Genomic DNA, 11,674 nt, shown 5'->3' with positions numbered 1-11,674 from the left:
AACGCCAGCGTCGGCGCCGCCACGCCCCAGCTGTTCCTGCACGGCCCCGGCCTCGCCATGCTCCTCGTCGGCAGCGCCGCCGGCGCGCTGCTGGCGCTCGCCTTCTTCGCGATCACCGTCGTCAGCCTGCCGATGCTGGTGGACCGGCGGGTGGATTTCATCACCGCCATCATCGTCAGCCTGGGCGTCGTCCGCTCGAACACGGCCGTGATGATCACATGGGCGCTGCTGGTCGCAACGCTGCTGTTCCTCGCCATGCTGCCGATGTTCCTGGGCCTGCTGCTGATCCTGCCGCTGCTCGGCCACGCCACCTGGCACCTCTACCGCAGGGCAGTCACTCCATCCGGCCTCGGCTAGCGATTGGCGGGCGCCTGCGGCTCAGGCCGCGGCAGAGGCAGCCGGCTTCAGCCAGGGCAGGATCATCGGCACCCGGGCGGCATAGCCGTCATAATCGGGGAAGGCCGCGCGCAGCACCCGCTCCTCATGCTGCATCCGGCGGAACTGGAAGCCGAAATGCACGGCCCCCACCATCACGGCCCAGGGGTTCCAGTGTGCCAGGATCATCCCCACCGTCACCAGCCCCTCGAACAGGTACAGCGGATGCCGCACCAGGCCATAGGGCCCGCCCGTCACCAGCTCCCGCGCGGCGGCCATCACGGCAAAGCTGCGGCCCAGGAAATGCAGGCTCCACAGCGAACCGGCGATCCCGGCGATCATCAGCAGGTTCGAAACCGAAAGCACCAGCGATCCCGGCGCGCCATTGGGCACCCACAGCAGCAGGATCAGCGTGAAGGTGCCCGCAATCGCCACCGCCCGCGGCTCCCAGCCGGATGCGGCGGTGCGCGGCGGCAGCCGCCGGATCGTCAGCGAAATCACCATCGCCACGAACAACAGGCTCAGCGACTGGTTGATCAGGTCCACAACCAGCCCATCGGGCCGATCCGGCTGGGACAGCAGCGTCCTCAAGCCCAGGATCTTGCCCAGCAGCACCCAGCCAAAGCTGAGCAGCAGAAGCGACTTGCCGATAAGGTCTTCAGTACGCGCGTTCATCTCGCCGGATACCCCTTTCGCGAAAACAGCCCCAGGAACGGCCAGGCCAGCTGGCGGATATAATCGGGCGGCACCGGATCGCTGGTGCCGTAGCGGGCCGGAAACGGCGCCGGCAGCCGAAGCGTTCCGAACAGCCGGTCCCAGATCAGCGTCTGGCCGCCGAAATTCCGGTCAAACGCCGCATGTTCGGCGGCATGGTGCCAATGGTGAAAATGGGGGGAGGCGACCAGCCACTCCAGCGGCCCCAGCCGCAGCCGCGTGTTGGCGTGCAGCAGATGGGAATGCACGAAATAGATCAGCGCATGCAGCGCGATCACGTCCGTCGAAAAGCCCAGCGCGAACAGCGGCAGCAGCGAAAGCGAGCTGCTGGCCAGCTGGTCAACCGGATGCACCCGGTGCGCCGCCAGCCAGTCCAGATCCTCGATCGAATGATGAATGGCGTGGAACCGCCACAGGAAGGGCACGCTGTGGAACAGCCGGTGGTGCACATAAAAGCCCAGGTCCGCGATCAGGATGGCGATCGGCAGCTGAACCCAGATCGGCAACCCGCCCACCTGCGCCTGCAGCGTATCGGGAACCGTGCGGTCGATCACCGCCAGCGCCAGCGCCAGAAGGCCCAGGAACAGGAAACGGATCAGCAGGCCGTTCGCCAGCAGATAGACGCTGTCGGTCACCCAGTGGCGACGGAAGATTCCCTGTTCCGGCCGGTTCGGCAGCAGCCGTTCCAGCGGAATGAAAATCAGCAGCAAGACGAGAATTTGCCGCCAGTCCATGTGAAGCAACCCAGCCCTTTTTCTTTTGTTCTTGTGGGTTGGTTAACATCCTTCAACCAACACGGCAATATCAATCGACATCGGCCGTAAGGGCATTCACGGCCCGAAGGTGAAGGATTGTAGCCCCGCCGGGGCCGGGTCAGGCTTCGCCGGCGATGGCCGCCAGCTGCTTGCGCACGCCCGTCAGCCATTCGCGCAGGGTCTTGATCCAGCCCTGCAGCTTCTTCAGCAGGTCGCCCGATGTCAGCGTCGCGCCGCGCAGGTCGGCGACCGCCACATAGCGGTCCAGCTGCTCAAGCAGGCTGTCCAGCAGGTCCAGCTGGCGCGACGTCGCCCAAAGGGCGCTGTCCTCGAACCCGTTGTCGCGCAGGGTTTCCAGCGCAGACAGGATATGCGCCGTCAGCCGCTGCAGCCGCGCCTGCACGCCATCCACATCGTCGAACAGCCCAAATTGGCCGGAAAGCCCCTGGAAGCTTTCCAGTTCCGTCTTGATCACCTTTTCCAGAACCCGGGAAAAACCCAGGAAATCCGCCGACACCACCTCAAGCGCCCGAACGCCGTCATTGCTCATGCATTGCCTCCATCCCGGCAACGCCTAGCGGAAGATCGGTCAGGCGGAAACAGCCTCGGGCAGGATCCGCAGCACAACGATCCCGTCACCGTCGAGCTCGTAATAGATCATGTGCTTGCGGAAGGGCAGGCTGCGGGTCCGCTCGTCGATCTGGGTTTCCGCCCGGCCGTTCATCGGAAAGCGCGCCAGCTGTTCCAGCGCTTCCTTCAGCCCCTCGCAATAGCTGCGCGCCGCATCTTCGCCGAAGAAGCGGAATTCATGCGCCACATGGGCGAAAATCTCGGAAAGATCCTTTTCCGCCCGGATCGTGAGCTTCAGCACATTCATGCGGCACGCGGCTGCCGCATCTGCAGCGCACGGGACAGGATCCCATCGAGGGACGCATAGGAGGCGCCGCTCGCCCGCCCTTCGCGGATCGCATCGCGGATGCGGTCCCGGCCCGGCCGCGGCATGTCGGTCAGCAGCCTTTCCAGCAGGCCATCGGGCGCTTCCATCGATACGCCGGATGCGCGGGCTTCCTGGATGGCCTTGCGGCGCAGCCGCAGCCGATCCGTCCGGATCCGGTCTTCCGCAACCAGCTGAGCCAGATAGGCATGAACATTGACAGCCCGGCCGCAATCGACCTGCTGTTCGGCCCAACCGATCAAATGTTCTGGCAGCGGCAAATTGCCCATGGTCCGAACCCCTTGGCTCACAATGTGAGCAAGCGACTCGCAAAGTCAACGGCGGCGCAGGTGCAATTAACCACATAATGCTGCAGCGCCGCATGAACATCAGCCGCGGTAACCAATATTGTCGGGAAAGACTTGAACTCGGGCGTGGATCGGGCCACGCGGCGAACATGAAAAGACCGTTCCTGTCCGCGCTTCTCCCGATGCTCCTGGTTGCCGCGGTTCCCGCCGGACCGGCGCTGGCGCAACCCGCCCAGCCCCTTTCGCTGGACCGGCTGTTCGCCAATCCGCCCCTCCTTGGCACCCCGCCGCGGGCGCTGACCATCGCACCCGATGGCCGCCACATCGCCTGGCTGCAGCCCCGCGCCGACGACCAGCTCCGCTATGACCTGTGGGTGGAGGAGGTATCGTCCGGCGCCCGCCGCATGGCGGTGGACAGCCTCGCCCTGTCCGGCGGGCCGGCGAACCTGTCCGAAGCGGAGCTGATGCGCCGCGAGCGTGCGCGGCTGGCATCGGTGCGCGGCATCGTGGACTATCACTGGTCGCCGGACGGGCGGGCGCTGCTGGTGCCGCTGGACGGCGATATCTGGATGGCGCCGCTGGCCGGCGCACCAAAGCGGCTGACCGACACCGACGCGACGGAGATCGACGCGAAGCTGAGCCCGAAGGGCAGCCGGGCCAGTTTCGTCCGCGATCAGAACCTGTTCGTCGTCGATCCGGTGACGGGCCGCGAACAGGCGCTGACGACGGGCGGCGGCGGCCTTGTCAGCTATGGCGTCGCGGAATTCGTGGCGCAGGAGGAAATGGGCCGGATGACGGGCCAATGGTGGGCGCCGGATGACCGCCGCATCGCCGTGGCCCGTGTGGATGAAACCCCGGTGAAGGTGGCCGTGCGGGCCGCCATCGGATCCAGCGGAACCCAGGTGACCGAACAGCGATATCCCTTCGCCGGAACGCCCAACGCACTGGTTTCCTTGGAAATCCACAGTATTTCGGGCGATGCGCCGGTGCAGGTGGATCTGGGCCCGGACCGCGACATCTATCTGGCCCGCGTCAACTGGCTGAACCCGGATCAGCTGATCGTCCAGCGCCAGACCCGCGATCAGAAGCGGCTGGACCTGCTGCTTGTGGAGGCCGCCACCGGCAAATCCCGCGTGCTGCTGACGGAAACATCCGCCACCTGGATCAACCTGCACGACAGCCTGAAGCCGCTGGCAGACGGCAAGCGTTTCCTCTGGGCCTCGGAACGAAGCGGCTTCCGCCATCTCTATCTGTGGGACGGCACGACGCTTTCGCCCGTCACCAGCGGGCAATGGCCGGTCGATGAACTGCTGGCGGTGGACGAAGCGGCGGGCACCATCCTGTTCACCGGCTTCCGCGAAACGCCGATGGAAAAGGCGCTGTATCGCACGCGCCTGACCGGCGGCGCGGTGGCGCGGCTGACGGCGCCGGGCGGCTGGACGGAGAGCGTCGCGGACAAGAGCGGCTCGGCCCTGCTGCTGACGGGCTCGACCCCGGCGCAACCCGCCACTGTCGTCCTGGCCACCACCGCCGGCGGGCCGCTGGAGATCCGCCGGCAGGTGAGCCGGGCCGATTTCCCCTATGCCGCCAGCCTTTCGGCCCATGCCGCGCCCCGCTACGGCACGCTGAAGGCCGCCGACGGCAAGACGGACATCCATTATGCCCTGACGATGCCGCCCGGCCTGAAGCCCGGCGAGCGGGCGCCCGTGTTCTTCGAAATCTATGCCGGCCCCGGCGTGCGGCGCGTGCGCCATGCCTTTGGCACGATGCTGCACCAGTATCTGCTGCAACAGGGCTGGGCGGTCTTTCAGGTGGAAGGGCGGGGCACCCCCGATCGCGGCACCGCCTTCGAAGCGCCGATCCATCTGAGGCTCGGCTTCCCGGAAGTGGACGACCAGATGGCTGCGCTCGGCTGGCTGAAGGCGCAGCCGGGGATCGATCCCGGCCGGGTGGCGATCTATGGCTGGTCCTATGGCGGCTATATGGTGCAGCGGCTGCTGACGAAGCATCCAGGCGCCTTCGCGGCAGGCGTTTCAGGCGCCCCGGTGACGGACTGGCGGCTGTATGACACCCATTATACCGAGCGCTACCTTGGCAATCCGGCCACGGATCCCGCCCCCTATGAGGCGGGCGACGTGACAAGGGATGCAGCCGCGCTGGCCGATCCGCTGCTGATCATCCACGGCCTTGCCGACGACAATGTGGTGTTCGACCATTCCGCCCGGGTAATGGCCGCCTATCAGAAGGCGGGCCGGCCGTTCGAAACCATGGTCTATCCCGGCCAGACCCATGCAATCCGCGATCCCGCCCTGCAACAGCATCTGTGGCGGACGATCCTGACGTTCCTGGACCGCGAGGTGAAGGCGAAGGGCCGCTGACGGCCCTTCGCTTCGCCGGAAGCCTCTGATGTCAGGCGCTGTGCGCCTTTAGGGCTTCCACCAGCTTCGCTTCCTGTTCGTTCGACAGCGACGTGTTGAGGACGCGCGGGTTCCACGGCTGGATCGCCTCCACCACCTTGTCCATCGTCACTTCCCGCACCAGCACGAACAGCGCGGACGAGTTGTTGGGGATCGTGTCCGACAGCTTCTTCACGAACTCGTCGTTCACGCCATAATCCATCAGGCTGCCCGATAGCGCGCCCGCCCCCACGCCCGTTGCCGCGCCGATCGCCATGCCCGCCAGCGGGTTCAGGAACAGCAGCCCGACGAGCGCCCCCCAGAAGGCGCCCGAAAGCCCGCCCGAGGTGGCGCCCAGCGCGGTGAGGTTCAGCGCCTGCTTGATGTGCACCTTGCCGTCCGCATCGCGCTCCACGACGACGGCGTCTTCCAGATCGATCAGATGTTCGGCCTTCAGGCCGCGCACCTTGTTCAGCACCTCGTCTGCGGCAGTCATGCCGTCGAAGCCCAGAACCACCAATTGTCCCATGTCGCCTGCTCCTGTTTCGGGGGGTTTGAACCCCTGTGGCGCAATCCTGTTGCGGAACCATGATATAGCGCAAGGCGTCCGGTGCCTGGCCCGGCCAGATAGGGATCATAACAAGACCAACCCCGAAGGAGCTTCCCGATGCTGCTGCATGTCGACATCCCGACCGAGACCGATCTTCGCGCGCTGGCGGAGGCGCGGCATCCGGCGAGCGTCTCCATCTTCCTGCCGACGACGCCCGTTGCCGGGGAGATTTCCGGCGACCGCATCGATCTGAAGAATCTGGCGCACGAGGCGCTGGCCCAGCTGGAGGCATCCGGCGTGGCGAAGCGCGATCGCGAAGCGATCGGCGACCAGCTGGCCGAGCTGGTGGAGGATGATGATTTCTGGCGGTTCCAGGCGAACAGCCTTGCCGTCTATGCCACGCCGGACATGGTGCGGACCTATCGCGTGCCCAACGCGCTGACCCGCGCCTTCGACGTGGCGGATCGCTTCCACCTGAAGCCGCTGCTGCGGGCCGTGACCTTCGGGCAGGGGGCCTATGTGCTGGCGCTGTCGTTGGGCCATGTGCGGCTGCTGCAGCTGACGGCGGAACAGCCGGCGACCGAGGTGAAGCTGCACGGCCTGCCCAGAAGCGCAACCGACGCGCTGGGCGTTTCGTCGCTGGGCGTCGGCACCGAAAGCCGCCGCAGCGACACTGCCGCCGGGCAGCGGGCGCGGCTGGTGCAGTTCTGCCGGATCGTGGACCGGGCGCTGCGGCCCTATCTGGCGGGCAAGCATGTGCCGCTGTTCCTGGCGGCCGACACGGCGATCGGCGCCATCTATCGCAGCGTTTCCAGCTATCCGCACCTCGCGCCCTTCGGCATCGACAAGACGCCGGAATCGCTGAGCGACAGCGGGATTTCCGAAGAAGCCCGGCGCCTGCTGGACCGGCTGCATGCGGAGGAAGTGGCAGCGCTGAAGGCCGAATTCGCGGATCGCAAGGGCAGCGGCCGCGCAACGGCCGATATCGACCAGGCCGCGCGCGCCGCGACCCAGGGCGCGGTGCAGACGTTGCTGGTGGATATCGACCGGATCGTGCCGGGCTTCGTGGACGATGAGACCGGCGCCGTGACCTTCGCGGACGCCAACGACGCCGCCGCCTATGGCGTGGTGGACGAGGTGGCGCGGCGGGCGCTGCAATCCGGCGCGCGGGTGATGGCAGTGCGGGCAGCCGATCTGCCGACGGACAGCCCCGTCGCCGCGATCCTGCGCTGGGCGGCTTGACCCTGCCGGCCTGATCCGTTCGGGGCGCGGGCCGCAACCGGCTTGCGCCCCGGCGGCTTCGGCCTACGATGGGCCGAAACAGCAAGAGGGCACCGCGCAATGAACTGGCAGATCAGGACGGTGATGGCGGGCGTGCTGGCCGCCATCGGGCTTTACGTGACGTTCAACCCGGTTTCGATCACCACCCTTGTCGCCGGGATCATCCCCTGGCTGCTGGTGGGGGCGGGCGCCATCTATCTGCTGGGGGTGCTGCTGCGCAAACGGGTGCGGCCGCTGACGATGATCCTGCCGGGGCTGGTGGGTGTGTTCCTGGTCTATGCCGGGCTGAGCCTGAAGTTCGGCGACCCGCGCGCAGTGGGGCCGGTGGGGCTGCCCTTCCTGTTCGCGCTGCTGCTGATCGGCGGCGGGCTTGCGAAGCTGCTGAGCGTGCCGGGCTATCGCAAATCCCGCTATTTCCTGTTGCTGCTGGGTTCCGGCGTGATTTCCGTGGTGCTGGGGCTGATCACCCTGTTCAACTGGGCGGATGTGTCCGCCGGGTTCCTGGGCGTGGTGCTGGGGCTGGAACTGATCGCGGATGCCGCCTTCCTGACCGGCCTTGCCCTGCGCGAGCGGGACAAGGAGGACGCGAAGGAAGCGCTGGGGCTCTAGCGATAGCTGGGTTTGCGCTTTTCCAGGAAGGCGGCGACGCCTTCCGCGAAATTCTCGTCGCGCGCGGTCAGCACCTGGTTCCTGTCTTCCATGGCGATCACGGCTTCCAGCCCGCCCGCGTCGATCGAATGGTTCAGCGCATCCTTGGTGAGGCGCAGGCCCAGCGGGCTGGCGTGAAGCATTTCCTCTGCCAGCGCGCGGCCCTCAGCGGCGAGATCGCCCGGATCCACCACGGCTGAGGCGAGGCCCAGTTGTTGCGCGCGGTCCGGCGTGAAGAAGCGGCCTGTCAGCATATATTCGGCCGCGACCGACGAACCGACCATGCGGGGCAGGAAATAGGACACCCCGATGTCGCACGCGGACAGGCCGATGCGGATGAAGGCGGCGTTCATCTTCGCCGTGGGCGTCAGGATGCGGACATCAGAGGCGAGCGCGACGGCAAATCCGCCGCCGGAGGCCGGGCCGTTCACCAGGGCGATGATCGGCTGCGGGCAGCGGCGCATGGCGATCACGATTTCCGCGATCCGGCGCTGGCCATCCAGCCCCTCGCCCGTGCTGCTGCGCGATTCGCCCGTGTTCCAGTTCCTGAGATCCAGCCCGGCGCAGAAGGCGCGGCCGGCCCCGGTGAGGACCACGACGCGCACGTCCCGCCGCCAGTAGAGCCCCGTGAACAGGTCGCGCAGGCCGTTCACCAGCGCATTGTCCATCGCGTTCAGGCTTTCGGGCCGGTTCAGCGTGACGAACAGGATATCGCCTTCGCGGCGGGTGAGGATCGGGCCCTCGGTCAGGTCGGCGGTCATGGATCGGTCTCCCTCTGCGGGTTGAGGGATAGGCCGGGCCGCTCGTCTTGAAACCCCGCGAAGGGGAGAGGCTGTCAGCTTTGGCCGGCGGCCATCAGCACCGCCATCAGCCGCTCCATGCCGGCCTGGTCCTCGGCGGTGAAGCGGTTGGGGGTGGGGCTGTCCAGATCGAGGACGCCGATGATGTGGCCGTCGCGGCGGAGCGGGACGACCAGTTCCGAGCGGGAGGCGGCATCGCAGGCGATGTGGCCGGGAAAGGCATGGACATCCGGCACCAGCAGGGATTCCCCGCGCACGACGGCCGCGCCGCACACGCCCTTGCCGGGCGCGATCCGGGCGCAGGCGGGTTTGCCCTGGAAGGGGCCGACGACGAGATCGCCGCTTTCGGGTTCCAGATAGTAGAAGCCCGCCCAGTTCAGATCGGGCATCTGATCGAAGATTAGGGCCGCACAGTTGGCGGCGTTCGCCAGCGCGTTGCGTTCACCGGCGATGAGCGCGGAGAGCTGGGCTTGCAGCTCTGCATGAAAGGCGGGGCCGGACAGGGCGGCGAGGTCGGGGGCGTGATACATGTTGCGGATTCCAGAAGGGGGCAGGGGGCGTCATGTTCGAACCCGCAAGGGTTCGCAAGCGCGACTGCGCGCCGCCGCCTGTGCGGCGCCCCCGCGGAGGGCTTCGCCCGCGAGCGCGAACAACTGGCGGTGGAAGCAGTCTGCCGCGAACCGGTCTCTTCCCAGATATTCCCTGTTATTGCCTTGAAAACAGGGAAATTTCGCATTTCTCGCCCCTTGCGCGGCCCTAAGTCACAGGTAAGTGAATGATATTGCGCGGTTTCATCCGATGTCCCAGTCAAACAGGAACAGGGAATTCTGTCGCGCGTAACAGGGAACCTGTTCGGCAGTATCAGGGAACGCAGCCGCGAAGTTCAGGGGAAGCTGAAGGCCGGCGCGGCGCGGATGATGAGACCGGGCGGACCACGCATCTCTCAGCTGGCCTCATCAGAGGCCCCCGAGAGCAGCACGTCCAACATGGCGACAATCTTTAATAACTTGAAGCGCATGGCTCCCAGTTCCATGGCCAGCATCGCGTTCTGCCGACCGGACGCCTGCAGAAGGCAACCCAGCACGCCGTCTGAATGTCTCATCAGCGCAACCAGGTGAGCAGCTGAGGGCGCGTAACTGGCTGCCATCCAGTGCTTGACACTCCGTTCGCTCGCGCCTGTCCATCGCATTGCAGTCTTCGCAGCCTGATGGGTTGGCCCCAGGTCGTCTCGCAAAGCATCAGCCAGAAGCTTAGCGAGAGCCAGGTCTGCTGTGCTCGGGTGCAACTTCTTGCCCTTTTTCGGCAACATCTTCCGCTCCCTTCACCCCTATGGTTCGTCACGATGGGACGTCCGACTCAGAGCTTTGGACTTAAAGAGGGTGTCGTCGTGACGGCCGTTTGGCGGCTTCACAAAGGGGCATGGTGATTTGCAGACTTGGGAAAGGGATTCGGGTCTGAAACCTTTGGCGGTTCGAGCGGCCGAGTACGTTCGCATGTCGACCGACCACCAGCGTTATTCAACTGAGAACCAGGCGGAAGCCATTCGCAGTTATGCAGCATCCCGCGGGTTCGAGATTGTCAGGACCTATGCTGATCAGGGCAAGAGCGGCCTCAGCATCGATGGCCGCGACGCTCTCAAGAAACTCATCGATGACGTCATGTCAGGCGCCACGGATTTCCAAGCAATTCTGGTCTATGACGTCAGCCGTTGGGGCCGGTTCCAGGACGCCGATGAGAGCGCCTACTATGAGTATGTTTGCCGACGGGCGGGCATAGCGGTTCACTATTGCGCGGAGCAGTTCGAGAATGACGGCAGCCCGATCTCGACCATCGTCAAGGGCGTCAAGCGGGCGATGGCTGGTGAATACAGCCGGGAGCTATCTACCAAGGTCTTCGCCGGGCAATGCCGGCTGATCGAGCTTGGGTATCGACAGGGTGGCCCCGCCGGTTTTGGCTTGCGACGGGTTCTGGTGGACCAGAACGGCGCCATCAAGGGCGAGCTCCAGCATGGCGAGCAGAAGAGCATTCAAACGGACCGGGTTGTTCTGGCGCCCGGCCCGGATGCAGAGATTGCCGTCGTCCGGGAAATCTATCGGAGTTTTGTCACCGATCGCAGGACCGAACGCGAAATTGCCGACATCTTGAATGCCCGTCGTATCCCGACCGATCTCGGCCGATCCTGGACCCGTGGAACAGTTCATCAGATCCTCATCAACGAGAAGTACATCGGCAACAACGTCTGGAACCGCAGCTCGTGCAAGCTGAAGCGCAGGCGCGTCCGCAATGATCCTTCGATGTGGATCCGGTCCAACCAAGCCTTCTCCGGTATTGTTGATGCTGGCCTATTCGAGGCCGCGCAGGCGATCATTCGGGAACGCGCCGTTCGCTTGTCGGATGAAGAGATGCTGGAGCAGCTTGGCCAGCTTTTCCGGCATCAGGGTTCGCTCTCTGGCATTATCATTGACGAAGCAGACGAGCTTCCCTCGAGCAGCAGTTATCGGTCCAGGTTCGGCAGCCTGCTGCGCGCCTACAGCCTGGTGGGCTACAGCCCGCTTCGGGACTATCGGTTCATCGAGATCAACCGTGCACTTCGGCGCCTATACCCCGAAGTTGTCGACGGGGTGTTGGCGGGGTTCGAGGCGGCAGGTGCCCACGTCTCACGGGGTGGGCCTGACCTGCTCACCATCAATGATGAATTCACAGTGTCGGTTGTCATCGTCCGGGCCCGGCGTACCAGCGGCGGCAATGTCAGATGGCGGCTAAGGTTCGACACAGGGTTGCAACCAGATATCACCGTGGCTGTGCGCATGGACACCGCCAACCGCCGCCCGTTCGACTATTACCTGTTCCCTCGGATTGACCGCTTGAGTGCCGAAGTGAGCATGTCTGAAGACAATGGGCTCGTGCTTGATG

At 65.5% G+C, this 11,674-nt stretch carries 14 protein-coding genes; 5 read left to right on the top strand and 9 right to left on the bottom strand.

Translation table 11 applies throughout. The features are described from left to right. A partial coding sequence (locus tag ACE3O8_RS10690) for a DUF2189 domain-containing protein (RefSeq protein WP_374389563.1) occupies window positions 1-357 on the top strand: 357 nt, incomplete at its 5' end. A gap of 21 nt (window positions 358-378) precedes the next feature. On the opposite strand, the gene ACE3O8_RS10685 is transcribed toward ACE3O8_RS10690, so the two are convergent. The 5 genes from ACE3O8_RS10685 to ACE3O8_RS10665 all read right to left on the bottom strand — a co-directional run bounded on the left by ACE3O8_RS10685 (window position 379) and on the right by ACE3O8_RS10665 (window position 3,041). Beyond that, window positions 379-1,050 (bottom strand): isoprenylcysteine carboxylmethyltransferase family protein, encoded by a 672-nt coding sequence (locus ACE3O8_RS10685; RefSeq protein ID WP_374389561.1) that lies wholly within the window; start codon window positions 1,048-1,050, stop codon window positions 379-381. Beyond that, a complete protein-coding gene (locus ACE3O8_RS10680; protein ID WP_374389559.1) occupies window positions 1,047-1,799 on the bottom strand; it encodes a sterol desaturase family protein in 753 nt (250 codons plus the stop codon). Before ACE3O8_RS10680 ends, ACE3O8_RS10685 begins: the two co-directional genes overlap by 4 nt. 163 nt (window positions 1,800-1,962) lie before the next feature. Continuing rightward, window positions 1,963-2,394, bottom strand: a complete 432-nt coding sequence (locus tag ACE3O8_RS10675) for a hypothetical protein (RefSeq protein WP_374389557.1) — start codon at window positions 2,392-2,394, stop codon at window positions 1,963-1,965. Window positions 2,395-2,433: 39 nt separating this feature from the next. Further along, window positions 2,434-2,721 (bottom strand): type II toxin-antitoxin system RelE/ParE family toxin, encoded by a 288-nt coding sequence (locus ACE3O8_RS10670; protein WP_374389555.1) that lies wholly within the window; start codon window positions 2,719-2,721, stop codon window positions 2,434-2,436. Beyond that, window positions 2,718-3,041 carry a hypothetical protein gene (locus ACE3O8_RS10665; protein WP_374389553.1) on the bottom strand — a complete coding sequence of 108 codons (324 nt, stop codon included), beginning with the start codon at window positions 3,039-3,041 and terminating at the stop codon, window positions 2,718-2,720. The genes ACE3O8_RS10670 and ACE3O8_RS10665 overlap by 4 nt, the downstream gene beginning before the upstream one ends. A gap of 194 nt (window positions 3,042-3,235) precedes the next feature. On the opposite strand from ACE3O8_RS10665, the gene ACE3O8_RS10660 reads away from it, so the two are divergent. Next, window positions 3,236-5,464: a DPP IV N-terminal domain-containing protein gene (locus tag ACE3O8_RS10660; protein ID WP_374389551.1), complete on the top strand. Its 2,229-nt coding sequence runs from the start codon at window positions 3,236-3,238 to the stop codon at window positions 5,462-5,464. Between the two features lie 31 nt (window positions 5,465-5,495). Here ACE3O8_RS10660 and ACE3O8_RS10655 read toward each other — a convergent pair whose 3' ends face one another. Then, a complete protein-coding gene (locus tag ACE3O8_RS10655) occupies window positions 5,496-6,011 on the bottom strand; it encodes a DUF1269 domain-containing protein (protein WP_374389549.1) in 516 nt (171 codons plus the stop codon). A gap of 138 nt (window positions 6,012-6,149) precedes the next feature. On the opposite strand from ACE3O8_RS10655, the gene ACE3O8_RS10650 reads away from it, so the two are divergent. Together ACE3O8_RS10650 and ACE3O8_RS10645 are read left to right on the top strand one after the other, a co-directional pair. Then, entirely contained in the window at window positions 6,150-7,274 is a 1,125-nt protein-coding gene (locus tag ACE3O8_RS10650; RefSeq protein ID WP_374389547.1) for a hypothetical protein, read from the top strand. 99 nt (window positions 7,275-7,373) lie between these two features. After that, the gene (locus tag ACE3O8_RS10645; protein ID WP_374389545.1) at window positions 7,374-7,922 is read left to right on the top strand and encodes a hypothetical protein; all 549 of its coding nucleotides are present in this window, start codon (window positions 7,374-7,376) and stop codon (window positions 7,920-7,922) included. Here the strand turns inward: ACE3O8_RS10645 and ACE3O8_RS10640 are convergent. From ACE3O8_RS10640 to ACE3O8_RS10630, 3 genes are all read right to left on the bottom strand, one after another. Next, window positions 7,919-8,722, bottom strand: a complete 804-nt coding sequence (locus tag ACE3O8_RS10640; protein ID WP_374389543.1) for an enoyl-CoA hydratase/isomerase family protein — start codon at window positions 8,720-8,722, stop codon at window positions 7,919-7,921. The genes ACE3O8_RS10645 and ACE3O8_RS10640 overlap by 4 nt on opposite strands. A gap of 74 nt (window positions 8,723-8,796) precedes the next feature. Beyond that, window positions 8,797-9,291, bottom strand: a complete 495-nt coding sequence (locus ACE3O8_RS10635) for a GAF domain-containing protein (RefSeq protein ID WP_374389541.1) — start codon at window positions 9,289-9,291, stop codon at window positions 8,797-8,799. Window positions 9,292-9,704: 413 nt separating this feature from the next. Continuing rightward, complete coding sequence (locus ACE3O8_RS10630; RefSeq protein ID WP_374389539.1) at window positions 9,705-10,070, bottom strand: hypothetical protein; 366 nt, start codon at window positions 10,068-10,070, stop codon at window positions 9,705-9,707. A 184-nt stretch (window positions 10,071-10,254) separates the two neighbouring features. Here ACE3O8_RS10630 and ACE3O8_RS10625 point away from each other — a divergent pair. Then, window positions 10,255-11,674 (top strand): recombinase family protein (locus tag ACE3O8_RS10625; protein ID WP_374389537.1); only part of this gene is annotated, 1,420 nt, incomplete at its 3' end.

Source organism: Sandaracinobacter sp. (assembly GCF_041909755.1).
In the GTDB taxonomy this organism is placed as follows: Bacteria; Pseudomonadota; Alphaproteobacteria; order Sphingomonadales; family Sphingomonadaceae; genus Sandaracinobacteroides.
Note: the sequence above shows the minus strand (reverse complement) of the source record. Positions and strands in the feature narration are given on the sequence as shown.

Bases quoted from the DNA above. Each gene is read 5' to 3' on its own strand.
- ACE3O8_RS10685 (WP_374389561.1), bottom strand. From the start codon at position 1,050: ATGAACGCGCGTACTGAAGACCTTATCGGCAAGTCGCTTCTGCTGCTC.
- ACE3O8_RS10675 (WP_374389557.1), bottom strand. From the start codon at position 2,394: ATGAGCAATGACGGCGTTCGGGCGCTTGAGGTGGTGTCGGCGGATTTC.
- ACE3O8_RS10670 (WP_374389555.1), bottom strand. From the start codon at position 2,721: ATGAATGTGCTGAAGCTCACGATCCGGGCGGAAAAGGATCTTTCCGAG.
- ACE3O8_RS10660 (WP_374389551.1), top strand. From the start codon at position 3,236: ATGAAAAGACCGTTCCTGTCCGCGCTTCTCCCGATGCTCCTGGTTGCC.
- ACE3O8_RS10655 (WP_374389549.1), bottom strand. From the start codon at position 6,011: ATGGGACAATTGGTGGTTCTGGGCTTCGACGGCATGACTGCCGCAGAC.
- ACE3O8_RS10650 (WP_374389547.1), top strand. From the start codon at position 6,150: ATGCTGCTGCATGTCGACATCCCGACCGAGACCGATCTTCGCGCGCTG.
- ACE3O8_RS10645 (WP_374389545.1), top strand. From the start codon at position 7,374: ATGAACTGGCAGATCAGGACGGTGATGGCGGGCGTGCTGGCCGCCATC.
- ACE3O8_RS10640 (WP_374389543.1), bottom strand. From the start codon at position 8,722: ATGACCGCCGACCTGACCGAGGGCCCGATCCTCACCCGCCGCGAAGGC.
- ACE3O8_RS10635 (WP_374389541.1), bottom strand. From the start codon at position 9,291: ATGTATCACGCCCCCGACCTCGCCGCCCTGTCCGGCCCCGCCTTTCAT.
- ACE3O8_RS10630 (WP_374389539.1), bottom strand. From the start codon at position 10,070: ATGTTGCCGAAAAAGGGCAAGAAGTTGCACCCGAGCACAGCAGACCTG.